Here is a 19659-nt window from a genome sequence, read left to right on the forward strand (position 1 = left end):
TGGCGCGGACGAAGACCGTCCGGTCGGCACTCCAGACGTAGGTGTTGCTGATGTTGTCGAGGACGGCGGTGAAGCGCAGCGTCAGCGCATCTGCCCAGGTGATGCCGTCCGTGGAGATCTCGACGGTGCTCGCGTTGCCGGCCAGCGCGCGCATCTGCGCCGACGATTGCGCGGCCGAAACCGTGACCACGGCCCAATCGGTGCTGGTCAGGCCGGTCGTCTTCGGTGCCGGCGGCGCGATCTTGTAGGTGCCGACGCTGCTGCCGACGGCATCCGGCGTCGTGATGCTGGAATCCTCGCGCAGGGTCAGCCCGCCGCCGTCGCTGACGGAGCCCGCATCGGCCGCCGAGACCGACGCGTTGATACCCGGCACGAACAGGCCGTTGAAGGCCGGATCGGTGCTGGAGATCGTATGGTTGATGACGGCCGAGTTGCCCTTGGCGTCGCGCGCGACGACCTCGCCGCTGACGTCGCCGGCGACGTGGAAGGTGTCGCTGCCGAGGCCGCCGATCAGCGTGGTGACGACGCCCGCCGGGGTGGAGAGCACGTAGAAGGTGTCGTCGCCCTCCAGGCCGTCGACCTCGACCGCCTGGATGTTGGTGAAGCGGATCGACAGGCCGGCACCGAAGATGCCGTCACGGGTCACCACGAAGGTATCGGCGAACTCGGTGCCGAGCGCGACGATCTTATTGAAGCCGGAGCCGCCATCGATGTCGAGCGGCGCGTTGATGTTGTATTCGATCCGGTCGTTGCCGGCACCGGCATTGAGCTTGATCTTGTTCTCGGACGCGGTGGCGAAGGCGCGCACGATGAAGACGTCGTCGCCGTCCTCGCCCTCAAGGCGCAGATCGGCCTTGTTCGAGTAGATCTGGAAGGTGTCGTCGCCGGCACCGCCGTAGATCACTGCCGGGATCGAGATACCGCGGGACAGGTAGCCGCCAAAGGACAGCTTCGTCGTCTCGAACGCGTCCTCGACGAGCAGTCCGTTGGGGACGTCGCGCGGCGTCGCGAAGACCTGGCCGACCTGGAAGAAATCGTTGCCCTCGCCGCCGTCGATGGTCATCAGCGCGGCGTTGTCGTCCATCGCGAAGCGGTCGTTACCCTTCCCGCCTTCGACGATGACGCGCCCGTTGACGCTCATGTCGTAGTTGATCCGCTCGACGACGGCGTTCACCGGGTAGGTGCCGTCGGCATTCGGATGGACGAGCGCGACGAAGTTGCGGCGCATCAGGAACTGATCGGCGGCATCGGTGCCGAGGATCGTCAGGGTGTCGATGCCACGGTCGGCATCGCCGGAATCCGTCACGTTGATGCGGTAGGACGAGGCGCCGGCCAGTTGGATGCGGATCGTGTCCGTGTCCTGGCCGCCGTCGATGTCGAGCGTGTCGGTGACGCTGCCGGTCTTGCTGGTGAGCGAAGGCAGACGATCCACGTTGATCGTGTCCGCGCCGTCCTCACCGAAGACCTTGGTGTTGCCGGCGATCTCGCTGACGGCGAGGTCGAGTCTGTCGTCGCCCGCACCGAGCCGGATGGCCGTGGCCGCAGCGCGGACCCGGCCGCGCAGGGCGAACCGGTCCTGGCCGCCGAGGCTGGTCAGCGCCAGGGTCGAGGTGGCGATCGTGGTGCCGAGCAGCGTCAGGGCGTTGTCGCCCGCGCCGAGATTCACATCGATGGTCTTGCCCGTGATCGTCGCGCTCTTGAGCAGCGTCGTGCCGTCGAGCGCGGCATCGACCACCGTGTCGTTGCCCGAGCCCGAAACCAGGCTGAAGCTGTCCGCGGCGGCGAGCGTGCCGGCGAGCGCGACTTGGTTGGCACCGTTGCCTAGCGTGATCGCGATGGTGTCGGCCGTCAGGTCGAGCGCATCCGTGATCGTCTGACCGGCCTTGCGGTGATCGCTGACGATGTCGAGGCCCGAACCGGTGGCGAGGCGGAAGGCGCCGACAATACGGTACATGCCGGCGAGGGTGACCGTATTGGCGCCGTCGCCGAGGTCGATCGCGAGCGACTTCGCCTCGACGCTGGCCTTCTCCACCGCGCCATTCGCGACGCGCAGGTCGGTCAGCGTGTCCGCGCCGCCCGCTGCGGTGATCGTGAAGGCGTCGTCGATCTTGTAGCTGCCGGTCAACGTCAGGGTGTTGTCGCCCGCGCCCGCATTCACGGACATTGAGCCGGCCTTGTAGCTGCCCCGCAGGTCGATCTCGTCGTTGCCGGAACCGGTCCTGATCGTGAGCGCGTTCGTGACCGTGTAGCTGCCGGCCAGGGTGATCCTGTTGTTCCCGCCGCCCGCGTCGAGGGTGTAGCTGCCGGCCTTAATCCCGCCGTTCAGGATGATGACGTCATCGGCGCTGCCGGTGACGAACTCCATCGCCCCCGCGATGTCATAGCCGCCGACGAGATTGGCCGAGTTGACGCCGTCGCCGAGGTTGATCGACAGCGAGCCGGCCCGGATGTCGGTCGTGGGCGTATCGGACAGGGTGTCGATGCCCGACCCGCCCGTGATCGAGAGCGCGCCGGCGATCCGATAGGTGCCGTTCAGCGTGAGGTCGTTCCGGCCAGCCCCGGTTCCGGCGGAGATCCCCATCGAGCCGGCCGTGTAGCTGCCCTGCAGACCGATGGTATCGTTGCCCGCACCCGTCCGGATCGTAAGGGCGTTCCGCGCCTTGTAGACGCCGGAGAGCGCGAGGGTGTTGTTACCCTCGCCCGCGTCGAGGGTGAAGCTGCCGGTATCGAAAATGCCCGTCAGGCTGATCGTATCGGTGCCGTCGAGCGTCGTGAGCTGCATGGCGTTGGTGACGACGTAGTCACCGCCGAGGCCGACCGTGTTCGCGCCATCCCCGAGCGCGACCGTCACCGAATCCGCGCCGACGTCGGCCTTCCGCGTGACGCCGCCGAGCACCTGCGTGTCGACGAGCGTGTCGCTGCCCGCATCGGCGCCGATGATCAGCGCGCCGGTGGAATAGGCGCCGAGCATCGTGATCTTGTTGTCGCCCGCGCCGGCACGCAGTTCGATGGAGCCGCTGCGCGTGATCGCGCCTTCCGTGACCGTCGCGGCGGTCGCCCCGCCGCTGATGGTGCGCTGACCCGTGGTGAAGATGCCGTCCAGCAGGATCTCGTCGCCGTTGCCCCCGGACTCGATCAGGATCGAGGAGCCGACGAAGGTGCCGGACAGCGTGATCTTGGAGGCCGTGTTGTCGGGCGTTCCGCTGGCACTGAAGTCCGAGCGCAGGGTGATGGTGCCCTTCGCCTTCACGACCGCACCCGCCTCGACGACGAGGTTGTCGCCGGCGTTCAGGGTCACCGAGCCGGCGGTCGAGAAGATCGTGACACCGGCCTTGACGGTCAGGTCGTCGCCCGACGAACCCGTTTCGCCGGCCTGCTCGATGATGTCGCCCGACGAGACGATGTCCTTGTCGATCGTCAGCGGGCTCGACGTGCGGATGCCGATCCGGCCCCGCGCCGCCTGCAGACCCGTGGTGTCGCTGGTGACGCCGCCGACGCGCAGGCCGCCGATATTCCACAGCCAGATGTCGCCGTTGATCGAGCGGGCTTCGAGACCACCATACTGGTCGCCGTCGAGGCTGCGCATGTTGGCGACGATGCGCTTGGCCTCCGAGCCGATGCTGCCGGAAGCAACGAGATAGGCCTTGCCGGAACGGAGGTTGGAGCTGCCTCCGGTGGTCTCGTTGTAGTTGGTCGATCCGTTGAGGATGCTGCCGGCGACCGCCGTGACGAAGGCCGTGCGCTGCGCGTCGGTGCCGACGCTGGCGAGGTAGAGATCGCCCGCACTCTCCAGCACGTAGAGGTTGCTCAGGCCGCTCTGAAGCGTGACGACACCATCCGTCGTGCGATCGACGTTGCTGTCGATCTCGAACTCGTCGCCGGCGACGCCGATGCCGTCGAGGGCGGTGAGCGAGATCGAGTGGCCGCTCACGTTGGCACGGCCCGAACCGGCCACCGGCGCGGAGTCGATATCGCGCGGGTTGGAAAGGTCGCCCGCGTCGAGGATCGAAGCCTTGGCCGCCAGAACCACGTCACCCTTGGTGGTGACGGCCAGCACCTTCATGCTGGTTTCCGTCTCGGTCAGCACGATGTCGCCCGTGGCGCCGGCCCGGACGGTGCCGGTCAGCTTCATCTCGATGGCGTCGCCCTTGGCGCCGATCGCGCCGGCCGCCTTCAGGTAGACGTTGGCCGCGACGATCTTGTTGGTGTCCGTGTGGACACCGTCGAGGATGCTGCCCTTGTCCGAGACGAAGGTGACGTTGCCGCCCTGCGAATAGGCGGATTCCAGGTTCAGATCGCCGTTGCGGGCCGTGACGAAGATGTCGCGCGCCGCACGGACGGCCAGGGTCGAACCCGTCGTCAGATCGATGCCGATCACCCGCGCCGCAGTACCGACGCTGCCGTCCCCGCCTTCGAGGACGGCGTCGCCGCCCTTGATGTTCACCGCATCCGCCGCCCCGCCGTTGAGGAGGCCGGTCGAGGACTTGAGGCGGATCTCCTTGCCGGTGACCGATTCCACGCGGCCGACGGTCAGGAGCGCGGCGGTGTTGATGAAGATCTGGGTGTTCGCGCTCACATCGAGGGCGCCGGTGCCCTCGATGACGACCGCCTTGCGCTTCTGGATCAGCAGCTTGGTGATCTGGTTGAACGGATTCCCGGCGTCCTTGGCCGACTGGAACAGCACGAGGCTGCGGGCGCTCTCCGTCTTGAGCGTGCTTCCGCTCTCGAGGATGAGCGTCGAGGCGCTCGCCTGCTTGATCGTGAAGCTGGTGTCCTTGGTGGTCGCGTTACCGGACTTCACGCCGAACGTACCGGCGACGCCGATCAGCATCCCGTCCTTGAAGCCGTCGCCGAGGAAGCTGCCCGACGCGCGGGTGACCACGGACACACCGGTCCCGTCGGTGGAGCGCACGCCGACATTCACGGTGACGCCGGTCTCGGGAACGAAGAGCTGCGTCGCCTCGAGCCGGATCACCGAGCCGCTGACCGACGCGATGCGGTAGACGCTCGTGGAGGCCGCGCTGGTGTTGGCTGTGCCGCCCGCGATGTAGAGCGTGCTGCCGACCGTGTAGGTGCCGTCCCACGCCGTGCCGTCGGTGCGGGTCAGAACACCCTGGTTGGTCGCCGCGTCGTTGCTGAAGCTGACGGTCAGGGTCGCCGGGGCCGCCTTGAGCAGGTCGAAGGCGACTTCGGCGGTCGCGCGCGGCGCCTCACCGGCGACGGCGATGCTGACGCCGATATCGATGTTGCGGGCCACACCCTGGCTGCCGAAGACCTTGTCGACGGTGATGACGTTCCCGACGACACTGATGATCTTGTAGCCCGTCGAGCTCTCGGCCGACGCATTCGGCGTCACGCCCCCGATGTAGAGCGTCCCGCTGTAGAGCTTGCCGTTCTTGTCGAAGAAGACGCTCGTATCCCAGTTCGCGCCGTCCTGGCGGGTCACGGTGCCGTTGCTGCCGGACTGGCCGAAGACGACGTTGGTGGTGATCGGAGCTTTCGTGAGGAAGACGATGTCGCTCCGCTCGGCGGCGCCGAGATCGATCTGCTGATCCGTTGTCAGCGGCGCGGAGCCGGGTCCGATGTCGATCAGGCTGGTTCCGCTCACGGAGCCGACATTGCCCGACGTCACGATCTTGATGTTGGCGCCCTTGATGATCGGGTCCTGCTTGTCGACGATCGTGCTGGTCGTCTCCTTGAGCAGTCCCTGGCCGACGGCGCTGAGCAGCTCTTCCTGCGTCCAGCGCTTGATGCCGGCGTCGATGGCATCGGCCGTCGCCTTGTCGATGAAGAAGGCGGGCGCCGCCTTGCGGCTGGCCGTCAGGGCGTTCGTGTTGGGCGTGTCGGCCGTGTTGTAGGAGCCCGGCAGGCTGTTGAAGAAGGTGTTGAGCGAGCGGTACTGCGCCGTCAGCACCGTGGAGCGCAGGGTCTGCGCGGCGGTACGGGCCGCGTCGATGGCGGCGGAGCTCCGGTTCTCCGTCTCCGCCGCGGTGCGGGCGGCGGCCACGGCGTCGAGGAGTGCCTGACCGGCGAGGCGCGGCGCGAAGGCGGCGTTGTAGACGCTCGGATCGACCTGCTGGTTGCGGTAGCTCCAGTAGCTCTCATAGTCGGCCTGCACGGCCGTCGTCTCGGCCACGACCTTCGACGCGTCGTAGCTGTCGCCGAGCCCGCCGAAGCGAAGATGGAGCGCTGCGTAGGTCGCCTTGAGCGCGGCTTCCGCCGCTGCCACCTTGCCGGAGGTGGCCAGACGCAGGGCCGCCTCGCCGAGGGTCTGCGAGCCGGCGTCCTTGGTGAACTGCTCGGTCAGGGCGGTCAGCTCGGCGCTGCCGATCCGGGTCGATCCGTTGGCGAGATAGGTGCTGTAGAGGTCGTAAGCCGCACCGAGCTTCGCCACGTAGCGGGCGCCGAAGCCCGAGAAGGCGGCATCAAGATCTTTGTAGGCCTGCGACTGCAACGTCGTCGCGTCACCCGCCTCGCGCATCTGCCAGTACTTGTCGTACTGCGTGCTGAAGTTCGTCACCTTCGTGGCATCGAAGCCGTCGAAGACCAGCTTCAAGTTGTCGAAATCGACATTCCTCGAGTCGCTGATCTGCTTGATCTGCGCGGAGACGTAATCCGTCAGAGCGGTGCCCGTCAGCTTAGTTCCACGAGCCTCGGCCTCAATGGCCGTGGTGTAGAGCTGCGCGATCTGGGCTTCGGTCAAACGGGTGCCCTGATCGGTTTCGAGCTGCGTGATCTGAGCCGTGACGCGCGCGATCAGCGCATCGCCGGAAATCGGGGCGGTACGCGTTGCGGCCTGCATCTTGGCGAGCGCCGATGCGGTCGCCTGCACCGTGTAGGCCGAATCGAAGCTGGTGCTGTTCGGCTGCGTCCCGCGGATCGCCCAGTAGGTGGCGTAATCACCCGAGAGGTCGGCGTGATAGACGTCGCCGTACTGGCCGTACTGGGCGTGCAGCACCCGGTACTGCAGCGTCCGGTTGGTTTCGAGCGCCTTGACCGCGTTGTCGACGTAGGTCTTCACCGCACCGGCTTCGGTGATGCCGGCATCATTCGCCTGGCTCGTGAACAGGGCGGTATAGTAGGCGCGTTCGCCGGTCTTCTCGCTGAGGGTGACCTCGAAGCTGCTGCTGTAGCGGGAGGGGTCGGCCTGCTGGTTCCGGTAGGCCCAGTAGGCGTTGTAGTCGCGCTCGCGGGTGCTCTCGTAGGCGCTGAGCGTCCGCTCGAACTTGAGGTTCGCATCCTCGGTGGTGAGGGCGAGATCCTTCCACACGCCGTTGATGAGCTGGGACGCCACGCGGTCGTCGCGCACGACGACATTGTTGACGTTGAGCAGACTCCCGGCATCGACCTTGATGTAGACGTCGCCGTTGGCCGTCAGGCTGTTCAGGCGCAGGTCGCCCGCACGCTCACGGATGCCGACCGAACCGGCCGCCGTGATGTCGGTCTTGTCGCGGGCCGTGGTGCCTCCGTCGAGCGTGATCGGGGCCGCCTCGGAGCCGAAGCGACCGCCCGCGATCACCTTGAGGGAGCCGCCTGACACCACGCCTTCGCCGGCCACCGTCACGCCGCTCGTCGAAACGAGCTTGACGTCGAAGCCGCCGCCCGCCGCGATCTTGTCGATCCCGAGTTCGTTGTCGACGGTCCGGACGTTGAGGTTGATGTTGCCCGCGGTCGTCGTCGCCTTGAGCGTGTTGCCGGCCCCGATGGTCGTGACGTTGAGCGCCTGATCGGTGGCGTTGTTGCCGTTGCCGACGCCGATGCCGCGGGCAGCCTGCAGCGTGACCCGCGAGCCGGTGATGGCCGCGGTCGAGCTCAGATGCTGGATCGTCCCGCCCGAAGTGATCGTCGTGGTGCCGTTGTCGTTCTTGATGCCACCGGCGATCAGCACACGGCCGGAGCCCTGCGAGTCGATGCTGACGGTGCCGGTGGTCTCACCGGTGAACTTGATCTTGATGCCGTAGTCGGCCTGCAGGCTATGGGTCGCCTGGGTCTCGGTATAATCGACCGTCTGGAACTTGGTGTAGTAAGTCTTCTTTCCGTACCACGTGCTCGTGGTCCAGCTCGCGACTTCCTTCGGCTTCTCGGCCGAGCGCGTATATTCGGGCGCGCCCAGGAAGGCGTAACCCGACTTACTGGTATCGACATAGTAATAGGCGGATTCGGGCTGCAGAGCGGCCTTCTCGGTGATCTCCTTGTTGAAGGCGCTCAGGGGCGGCGGATCCTTGGCGAGGAAGTCAAGGCCGGCCCAGGACGAGGTACCCGTCGTCAGTGTGTAGGTGTTCTTGGCGCCCTGACCGATGGTGAAGGCGTAGCGGTACCCGGTCTTCGGGTCGTACTGCGTCGTGCTGCTGCCGTCATACTTGGCGAGCTCGGCGCCGGTGCTGTTCAGATCGGCGCTGTAGCGCGTGACGACGCCGGCGGCGTCCTGCCGGATCAGGGTCTGGCGGAAGACGATGTCGTTGGCATCCGCAATGCCGTTGCCGTTCACGTCGGTCTTGTAGGCGAGATCCTTGATATCGATCGTGCCGATGCCGCGCCGCGATAGGTCGATGCGGTTGAGGACGACGTCGCGGTTGAGCTGGTTGACGACCTCGACCTTGGCATAACCGCCCAAGGCCCGCAGCTCGCCGACGCCGGCGTTGGTGTTGAGCATGACGCCGGTCAGATTGATCTGGCCCCCGGTCGAGACGACCTCGTCGATCTCGATGGCGCCGGTCTGCCGATTGTAGCTGGCAGAATAGCCGTCGCGGGTCAGCGTGCTCAGGTTCGCGGTGCGATAGGGATTGCGGATGATCTCCTGAATTTCGTTCTCGACCGACTGATCGATGACGATTCTGTAGAGTTCACGCCCGCTCTGCACGAGGCCGTTGAGGTTCAGGAACTGCGCCTTGATCGTCACCGCACCGCTGGCGATGACGCTTGACTGCGAGCCGGACAGCGCACGAGCGATGTCGGAGGCGGACTTACCGGTCATCGGACCGGAGCCCGCTTCGAGCACGCCCTTGATCTGACCGTAGGGATCTCCGCCGACGGAATACGTGCGCAGGTCCTCCGTCAGACCGATTGAGACGGCGCCGCCGACATCGGTCTTCAGCTCCTTGACGGTGGTCTTGGCCGTGATGGTGAGGTCACCGCCTGCCGCCGTCGCCACGTTGAGGACCGCCGTCGGCGCATAGATGTCGCCGACGATGAGAATGGCCGGCGCAGAGTTACCGTTGCGGGCGCCGGAGGTGTTCTTGAGCGAGATGTCGCTCTTGCTGTCCTTCGTGACGACGCCGCCGGCGGTCAGGACCTGGAAGCTGACGTCACGGCCACCGGCGATCGCCTTGGCGGCTGCGGCATCCGGGCTCGCGGCGTTCTTCGTGATGATCGCCTGGCGACGGGTGTTGAAGTCGTCGCTCGACGTCACCGGAATCTGGGCGTCGTTGAAGAAGGTGCCACCGTTGGATTCCGGCATCGTGATGCCGGCGATGACGAGATTCGCCACCGAGTTGTTGGTGATCTCGACCTTCGTGTCGGACGCGGCATCGAGCCTGCCCGAGCCGAGCAGGGCGTCGGCCCGCACGATGATGCCGCCGGCACCGGCCGAGAACGGGCTCACCGTGATGGCCTGGACCTGCTTGTAGATCGGGATGAGGATCTGCTTGCCGTCGAAGGTCGTCTGGAACTCTGCGAGCCCGTCGGCCAGCAGCTCGGCTTTGATCCGGTTCACTTCGCCTTGGTAGTAGGCTTGGAGAATGCCGTTGTCCTTGTAGGTCGAGAGGCCCTTCGTGGCTTCCTCGTAGGCCTTGATCAGGTTCGACTGGGCGTTGGCGAAGCCGAGGCTGACGGTAATGGGCAGCTTCGGCAGCGTCGCCGAGGCCGAGGTCGCACCGTCAGGCAGGGTGATCGTGAAGCTCTTGGTGTTGTCTGAATCCGCGATCGGGTTGCCGGCCGCATCGTACTTCTGGCCGTTGAGCTTGACGGTGCCCGTGATCAGGGTCGCGGCGCCGTTGCCCGGCGCCCGCGTCATGTCGTCGATGACGATGGAGATGTTGCGGGTGATGCCGGTGACGACCGTGCCGTCGACGATGACGGTGCCGATCGAGCCGGTCTGCGTGTCGCCGACGGGCGTGACGGCCGAGCCGCCGAGCAGGCTGTCGATGGCGCCGGCGACGGCGGTCGTCCAGTTCGTGCCCTTCATCCGCGCCACGGCATTGGAATTGCCCTGGCGGTTGGTGAAGAGGTTGGCGTTGCCTGCGGTCTTGATCGTGGCGCCGCCATCGATCTTGATCGTGTTGATTTCCTCGACGCGGATCTTGGCCGCCAGCGAGGTGATCGGGATCGCGCTGCCCGCGAAGTTGTCGGTCGTCGCCGACGCGTCGTAGGCGTCGTCGTAGGCCTTCTTGTTGGTGCCGACCAAAAGGTCCGCGTCGCCGTAGGCGGTGATGTCGGCGCCCGCACCGATGTTCACCGCGTTGTTCGGACGGATGATGACGGTGGTGCTGCCGCTGGCCACGGTGGCCGCGCCGTAGGTCTCGGAGTTCGAGACGGCATAGGCGTTGCCGCCGCCATTGGCCGAAAGCGTCAGGTTTCCGAGCGTGAACAGGGTCGCGTTGGCACCGATATTGACCTGCGCGACGAAGTTCCGGGTCTCGATGCTGGAATAGGCGCCAGCACCCGACAGCGCGCCGCCGGTGGTCAGCGAAACCTTGTCGTAGGCGTTGATGATGTTGTTGGCAGCAAGACGGATTCCGCCTGCGGTCCCGGCGCGGGCAACGGTGATCAGATCGGCATTGCTGCCGACATCGACCCGCGTGGTGATGTCGAGCACCGTCGAGCTGTGCGCCGCCGCGCCGCTGGCCAGACCGCCGGTCGAGCCGACGATGTTGGCCTGACCGAGCTGCGGCTTGTTCACGGTGTTCGTTGCGGTCGCGAGAATGTCGCGGGCCGTCACGCGGGAATTGATCCCGAACGCGGCTGTCACCGCGTGCGTGATGGCGTTGTTCACGACGGCGCCCGCTCCGGCGAGGGCGCCGTAGCTGTCGGTGATGATCTGGCCGTTCAGGGTGCCGACGTGATCGGCGGAGAGATAGAACAGACCGGTGCTGTCGCTGCTCTTCGTCAGGTCGACGGTGACGCCGGTGCCGAGTTCGGCGCGCGTGCTGCCGCCCATGCTGGTGCTGGCGCTGGCGGCCGTGCCCGAGACGAGGCCGCCACTGCCGGAAATGCCCTTGGCGAAGTTGTCGTCGACGCCCGAGGCGGTGACGGTCATCGAGCCGGCATTGAGCGTGCCGAGGGACACGACGCGGGCGCTGGTCACGGTCGCCGAATTGGCCGACGAGACGGTGGCGCCGGCCGCAACGAGGCCGATGCTGGCGCTGCTGGCGGTCGAGGTCTGGCGCGTGCTGCTCGTCGCGCTGACGGCGACCGCGCCGCTGACGGCCAGCACCGTGCCGACATCGATGAGGCCGCTGACCGTGCTGCTGTTCTCGGCCAGGGTCACCGTCGAGTTCAAGCCGATGAGGCCGCCGACGGAGCCGGAGGCGGTCGCCGTGGCGGAGTCGCGGCCCGCCTGACGGGCGAGGTTGCCGAGCACCGAAAGGCTTCCGGCCGTGATCGACACGTTCTTCGTCGAGGCTCCGACCGTTGCGGAGACCTTGGCCTCGGCCACGGAGGCACCGATCGCGGCGGTGCCGGCATTGATGCCGGCAGCCGCGGCGTTGACGGACGGAAGCGCGGTGGCGACCACGCTCACGTTCGCGGCCGACACCGAGCCACCCTCGATGGCGGCGGTGACGGTCGGGCGCGCCTCGACCTTGGCGACAGAGCCGCCGGCCGCGAGTGCGAGCAGTCCGCCGGCGACGGAGATGCCGAGCACCTGCGAGTCGATCGTCGTCGTGTCGCTGGCGCTGACGGCGACATCGCCCGCGGACGTGACCCGGCTGTTGGTGATGCTGGCGCTCGTCGTGCTCGTCACGGTGTCGCCGGTGCCGGCGCCGCCGCCCGAGACGGAGACGCTGAACGCCGAGACGCTGCCGGACATGGCCGCGGCACGCGCGCGGCTCGTCAGGGTCGCGCTTTCGGTCGCCGTGACCGCGACGGAGCCGCGGGTGATGAGACCGCCGGTCGTGCCGAGGTTGCGGATCGTGGCCGAGACGTTGTTGGCGATCACGTTGTCCGCCGCCGCGACGGCGAGGGCGAACGAGCCGCTGCCGAAGACGCCGAACGAGGCGGCCACCGAGGCCGCTCCGGTATCGACGCTGAGGCTGGAGGTGTCGCGCGCCGAGACGGTCACGGTGCCGGCGGAAATCTTGTCGCCGGCTCCGTCGCCGTCGATAGCCGCGCTCACGATCGCGCCGATCCGGTTATGGGTGCCGGCTCCGGCCCCCGCGGCGCTGACGGCGATGGCACCGCCGGAGATCGCCACCGAGCCGGCGACGACCGTCGCCCGAATGGTCTGGCCGGAATTGGCGGTGACGGACAGGTTGCCGCCCGCCTCGATCGTCGTGTTCTGCGACAGAGCCTCGATGAGCAGTGCGGCCGACTTCGTCGTCTTGTCCTGGCCGTTGACCCGCTGCGTGATCTCGCTGCCGATCAGGTTGGTGGCGACGCCGGTGCCGATGCTGGCCCCGACCGCAACACCGCCGATGCTGACGCCGGCCGCGAGGGCGGCGACCTCTGCCACGATCCGGCTGTTGTTCGCAGCGGCGACCGCCACGTCACCGAAGGCGTTCAGGCGGGCATTGCTGACCCGTGCACGGGTCGAGCCGCCGATCATGTTGGTGGCGATGGCACCGCCACCGGCCACCGAGACGGCAACGCCGCCGCCCGAGAGCGCCACGGCGGCCGCAGCCACGCGGGCGTTGATGCTGGACCCGCCGTTGTCGGACGGAACCGTGGCTTCGATGCGGATTCCGCCTGTACGCGTCGTCACGGTGGCGCCGTCGACGATCGCGGTCACGGCATTGTTGATCACGTTCAGGGCCACGGCGACGCCGATCGCCGGCGCCACGCCGACGGCGCCACCCGCAGCCGCGATGGCCGCCGCGCCGACATCGACGTTGATCGTGGCCTGATCCTTGGCGCGAACGGTGACGTCTCCGGCCGTAACGCTCGTCGAAGCGCCGGTGATGGCCGCGTTGGTGGCAAAGCTGATCGCGTTGCCCGAGTAGCTGCCCGAGCCGGCGACGCCGACCGCGACGGTTCCGCCCGTGACGACGGCCGAGGCCGCCGCGACGGTCGCGTCGATGGTGCTGGAGGAGGTGGCGGTGACCGCGACCGACCCCTGCGCCGTCGCGACCGTGTCGGCGATCAGAGCCTCGACCCTGGCCCCGCCATCGGTGTCGAGCGTCGGCTGATCGAGCCGGTTGCCGTGCGCATCGGTGGTCTTCCAGCTGCCGATGATGTTCTGGGCGCCCGAGAGGCCGATCGCCACCGGAACGCTGGCGAGACCCGCGCCGCCGCCGGCAGCGGAGAGCGCGACCACCTTGGCGTCGATATCCTGGCTGCTCTTGGCAGCCACCCGCAGGCCCGCGCCGCTCGTGACGCGGTTGAGGGACGACTGCCCGGTCGCCCGCTCGATCGCCGCGCGGGTGCTCGTGGTGATGACGTTGAGGGCGCCCGCGCCGCCGCCGGCCACCTGCACGCTGACGCCGCCGGCACCGCCGAGGCTGACGGAGGCCGCCGTGGCGATCGCCTGGATCGACCCGCTGCTCTCGGCCTCGACCGAGAGGTCGCCGGAGGTCGTGGTGACACCGGTATCGGCGTTGCGAACGAGCGCTTCGACCGTGTTGCCGATGCGGTTGGTCGCCATCGAGACCGAAACCGTCACGCCGACGCTGGCCGCTCCGGCGCCGCCGCCCGCGATGCCCGCCGAACTGACGGAGGCGGTGATCGCGGAGGTGTCCTTGGCGGACAGGGCGATCTGCGTCGCCGTGATGCCGGTGGCGCCATCGCCGTCGATGAAGGCGCGCGTCGCCACCGCGATGGTGTTGGAGGCGCCGGTGCCGGAGCCCGCCACGCTGACCGCCGCCGCGCCGCCGCCCTGGATCGATGCGGACACCGCCCCGACATCCGCCCGGATGGTCTGGTTCGAGACCGCCGTCACGTCGAGCGCGTTGTCGGAATCGACGCTCGTATTGTTGAGATAGGCCTGGATCTCGTTGCCGGCACCGATGGTGTTGGCCGCCGCACCGATGCCGACCGAGACACCGACGCCCGCCGCGCCACCACCGCCGGCCGCCGCCGCCGCAGCGACGATCAGGGCCTGGATGTCGGCATTCGAGCCGGCCGACACCGTGGACTTGCCACCGCGCACGATCACGGCACTGTTGGCGACGAAGGCGTTCGTCCGCACCGTGATGACGTTCGACGCACCGGCGCCGCCGCCGCTCACCGAAACGCCCGCAGCACCGCCGCCGCCGATGGAGATGGCCGCCGCCGCGGAGGTGGCCCGGATGCGCGCGTCGTTGCGCGCGCCGACCGAGACGCCGCCGCTGCGGGTGGTCAGGCCGGCATCGACGTTGGAGATCGATGCCTGGATGCCGCCCGCGATGCTGTTGATGGCGAGCGCGAAGCCGATCGCCACGCCGACGCCGGCTGCGCCGCCGCCGGCCCCGGAGAGTGAGGCGGCGCCCGTGACGGCGGTAATCTGGGCCGTGTTGGCGGCCGAGACGGTCACGCTGCCCGCCTTGATGCCGTCCGGGCCTGCGCCGTCACCGTCGATCGTGGCCGAGGTCTCGACTCCGATGGCGTTGGCAGCCACCGAACCGGCCGCGGCGCCCGCGACACCGGCCGCGCCGCCACCCTGGATCGCGGCGGATGCGGCCACGACGGTCGCGGTGATCTTCTGGCTCGCCGTGGCCTGAACCGTCAGGGCCGCAGCGATGTCGAGGGGGGAGTTCCGGACCGAGGCCTGGACGGCCGTGGCACCGCCGCTGCCGAGCATATCGATGCGCTCGGCGTTTTGGCCCGTGCTGGACCATTCCCCGATGCGGTTTTCGGCACCGCTGACGCCCAGCGCGACGCCGACGCCGGCCGCACCGCCGCCGCCGCCGGACGCGGCCACCGCCGAGATGATCGCCGTGATTTCGGACGAGCCGGTCGCCGTCACCGTGAGGCCGCCGCTGCCGGTCGTGGTGATGCGGCTCGCATCCACCGTTGCGCTGACCGAGCCGAGGATCCGGTTCGAGGCAAAGGCGCCGCCGCCGGACACGCCGACGCCGGCCGAGCCGCCGCCCGCGATGCTGATGGCCGCCGCCGCTGCCGCCGCGTTGATGCGGCCGGCGCGCGTGGCGCTGACCGAGACGCCGAGCGGGCTGCTCGTGCGCAGGAGGGTGTCGGCGTTCCTGATCGCCGCCTCGACATTTCCGGCGATGCTGTTGAGCGCCAGCGTGAAGCCGACCGCCACGGAGACGCCGGCCCCGCCGCCGCCCGAGCCCGCAAGCGAGGCGGACCCGGCGAAGGCGTCGATCGTGGAGATGTCGGAGGCGCGGACCGAGACGTTGCCGGCCTCGATGCCGGCCGCACCGTCGCCGTCGATGACGGCACGGGTTGCCACCGCGATGGCATTCGAGACCGAGACGCCGGCCGCCGAGACGCCGACGCCGGCCGAACCGCCACCGCCGATGGAGGCCGCCGCAGCAGCGACCTGGGCGGAGATCGCCTGAGCCGAGCTGGCCCCGACCGTCAGCGCGCCGCTCGTCTTGACGCTGCTCCCCGTGAGACGCGCCTCGACGACGGAGCCCTGGCTCGCGGCGGCGGTATCGACGCGGTTGCGTCCCTCGCCGGACGACGTCCAGTCGCCGATCTGGTTGGCGGCGACGGACACGCCGATCGCCACGCCGACGCCGGCCGAACCACCGACGCCGACGGCGAGGGAGGCGGCCGCAACGAGAGCCGAGATCTTCGAAGTGGCCGCGGCGGTCACGGTGACGGTGCCGCTCTGCGTGATCGTGCTGGCGGCCATCACGGCCCGGGTGACGGGGCGGATGGTGTTGAAGGCGAGCGCACCGCCACCGGCGATGGCGATGCCGCCCGATCCGCCGCCGCCGATGCTGACAGCGGCCGCCGTCGTCGTCCCCGTGATGGTCGCGTTGCTGAGGGCATCGACCAGGACTGCACCGGTGCCCGCGTCGATCCCGTCGCCGACATTGTTCACGCTGGCCCGGGTGGACGCATTGATGGTGTTGAGCGCAAGCGCGAAGCCGATCGAGACCGCGACACCGTTCGAGCCGCCGAAGGCCGCGCTGACGGCGGCCGTGAGCGCGTTGGCGGTGATGCTCGACGTATCGGCCGCCTTCACGGTGACGGCGCCGGCCTTGATCGCATTGCTCGCGATCGCGCTGCCGCCCACGCCGTTGCCCTCGATGAAGGCCTGCGTGGTGACACCGATGGCGTTGATGACGGCCGTGGCGCCGCCGCTGACGCCGACGGCGTTGGAGCCGCCACCCGCGAGGCCCGCCGAGATGGCCGCGATGTTCGCCTTGATGACGTTCTTCGACGTCGCCTCGACCGCCAGGGCGCCCTTCGCATCGACGCCGACGCGGGTCAGGGACGCCTCGACGACGGTGCCGCCGTTATTGGCCAGGGCGTAGCTGGTGTTGGCATCGGTGCCCGACGAAGACCAGACGCCGATGCGGTTCTCGGCGATGGCGGCGCCGAGCCCGACGCCCGCGGCATTGCTGCCACCGACGCCTGCGGCGAGCGAAGCCGCCAGGATCGCGGCGTTGATCGCGGCCGAGGCCTCGGCCTTGACGCTGATGTTGCCGGCCGCGCCGGTCGTGGTCAGCTTGCTCTCGCTCGCCTGCGCACGGGTGCTGGTGGTGATGACGTTGCGCGCATAGGTCACCGCCGCGCTGACGGGCACGGCGTTCGAGCCGGACGCGGCCACGGCGATCGCGGCCGAGGCGGCGTTCGCGGTGATGGTGCCCGCCGATTTCGCCGAGATGAGGATCGCGCCGACGGTCTGCAGGCCGCGATCAATGTTCTTCACCGTCGCCGAGATGTCGTTGGCGATGGAGTTGAGCGCGATGCTGCCGCCGACGGCGATCGAGAGGGCGTTACCGGACGCGGCGGCGAGCGAGAGGCTGGCCGAGAGCGCCTGCGTGGTGATGGTCGAGATGTCCTGGGCCGAAACGGTGGCGCTCGCGGCCTGGAATCCGGGCGTCGCGCCGGTCTTGTCGCCGTCGATCGAGGCTGCGACCGCGAGGCCGATGTTGCTCATCGCGAAGGTGCCGCCGACGCTGACCGCGCCGGCCTTGCCGCCCGCGACGGTGACGCCGGCCGCAATCGCGACGATGTCGGTCGTGATGGCGTTGTTGGCGCTCGCCGCGACGGAGAGCGCCCCCGTCGTCGTGACTTGGCTGCCCACCAGGGTGGCCGAGACGTTGGCACGGCTTCCCAGCGAGGGCGCCTCGCTCAGCGTGTGGGCCGTCTCGTCGTAGGCGGTCCAGGCACCGATCTCGTTGTAGGCGATGGAGATGCCGAGCGCGCCCGCGCCGCCGTCTCCCGCCCCGCCGCCGATGGATGCCGCGGCGCCAACGACCAATGACTTGATCGTGGCATTGCTGCCGGCCGTGACGGTGACGTCGCCCGTCGCGTTGATCGACGCGTTCTGGCCCGTGGCCGTGGTGCTGCTGTTGATCTTGTTGACCGCCGCAACGCCGGCACCGGAGACAGCGATGCTCTTGTCTGCGCTCGCGCTCACCGCGACGCTGGCCGCCGCGGCGCGCGTCTCGATAATGCCCTGCCGCGTCGCGTCGATGGTCACGCCGCCGGCAAGGGTCGTCACATCGGCGTTCTTCACGGTCGCCGAGACGTTGCCGCTGATCTCGTTGATCGCGACGCTGGCCGCGAGAGCGACCGCGACCGACTTGCCCTGGCCGAACGAGCCGGCCACCGAGGCCGCGCCGACATCCGACGAAATGGTCGAAGCGTTCTTGGCGGTGACCGCGAGGCTGCCGGCCTCGATGGCGACCGACGTGCCATCCGCAGCGTAAAGCTCCGCCGTGGTGGCGACGTTGACGGTGTTGCGCGCGCCCGAGCCGCCGAGGCTCGCCGTGCGCGCGTCACTGGTCCCGCTGCCCGAGACACCGACCGAGACCGTCACGGTCGTCGCATCGATATCGGCCCTCGACTCGGCGCGCACGCCGACGGCGCCGGTCGACCGCACCGGAGTACCCGCCACCGTGGCCCGAACCGCTGTGCCCGAACCGCCGATAACGTTCTGCGCGGCGGAGACGCCGAAGGAAACGCCCGTGGCCTTGCCCTCGGCCGTGCCGGCGAGTGTGACCGCGGCCGCGCCGGTGAGCGCGACGATCTTCGCGGTGTCCAGGGCCGAGACGGCGAGACTGCCAACCTTGGCGCCGCCATTGGCACCGTCCCCGACCTTGGAATCGGTGATCTCGGCGATCGTCGATCCCTTGATCGTGTTGATCGAGAGCGCGCCGCCGCCGCTCACCGAGGCGCCGTCGCCCTTCGAGGAGACCTGCGCGCCGACCGCGGCGGCGTAGGTCTGCGCGAAGATATCGGCGCTGCGGTCAGCAGCCACCGCCACATCGCCGAGGGTCGCGAGATTGGCGATCTGCGTGATCCGCGCGGCCACCTCGCTGGTGATCGCATTGTCGGCGAGCGACAGGGCGATGGCGAGGGTCGACTTCGAGGCGGTGTTGCTCGCATCCGCGCTCAGGTTGGCCGAGAGGCCGAGGGCGACGGAGGTCGCCCGGATCACGGCGGTGTCCTTGGCCGAGACGTTGATCCCGCCCGTGCCGGAGGTGACCGCGTCGTCGTTGCTGCCGGTGCCGTCGATGACGGCCGAGGCCGAGGTGACGACCTTGTTGCGCACGAACAGGCCGCCGCCGGACAGCGCCACGTTGCCGTCGGTGCTGGAGCCGCCGGAGCTGCCGCCCGTCGAAACGCCGACCGCCATGGCGGTGGCGAGGGTCCGGGCCTCGATCCGGCCGCCCGATTCGGCCTCGACCGACACCCGGCGCCCGGCGCTCAGCCGTGACTTGGTCACGGTCGCCTTCACGTCGAGCGAACGCGCCTTGTCGGCCGCGAGGCTGCTGGTGCCGTCGACCGGAATCAGGCTGAGGTTGTAGCCGATCATGTTGAAGGCGAGCGAGACGCCGATCGCCACCGCCTGTGCCGCGCCCTTGCCGACGATGACGGCGGCCGCCGCGGCCTCGACCGAAGCCGTGACGGTGGCCGTGCTCTTGGCGGAGACGGTGATGTTGCCCTGGCCGCCGGTTCCGTCGGTGACGCTCGGGGCTTGGCTGCCGGACGCGGTGATCCGGCTGTCGGCGATCCGCGCTTCGACGCCGCCGAGGATCGTGTTGATGCCGAAGGCGCCGCTGCCGGAGACGCCAAGATTCTTGCCGTCCTCGGTGCTCAGCAGCACGGCGATGGCGGTGGCCGCGACCTTCGCGGTGATGGTGGCGGTGTTGGCGGCGGTGACGCTGACGTCACCCGCGCTCGCCGTGAGGTCTCCGATCCGGTCGAGGCCGGCGTCGAGCACGACGTCGAGGATGGTGTTGCGGGCGAAGCTGGCGGCGACGGAGATCGAGCGTGTGGTCGTCGCGGTGCCGGTTCCGCCGGTGTTCCCCGTATTGCCGGTATTCCCGGAGGTGTTGGTGCCGCTCGTGTCGGACATGTTGTAGACCACCGCCGTGACGGGGG

The 19659-nt window shown here is 68.8% G+C and carries 1 protein-coding gene (running past both ends of the window); it reads right to left on the reverse strand.

Every position in this 19659-nt window falls within one protein-coding gene, locus J2W78_RS16975, for an LEPR-XLL domain-containing protein, read on the reverse strand. The gene is 48879 nt long; 18194 of those nucleotides lie to the left of the window and 11026 to its right, leaving coding positions 11027-30685 in view — codons 3676 (partial) to 10229 (partial); the first complete codon in reading order (the gene reads right to left) occupies window positions 19655-19657. Both the start codon and the stop codon lie outside the window.

Origin of the sequence: Methylorubrum extorquens (assembly GCF_024169925.1) — a bacterium.
Classification (GTDB): Bacteria; Pseudomonadota; Alphaproteobacteria; order Rhizobiales; family Beijerinckiaceae; genus Methylobacterium; species Methylobacterium extorquens_A.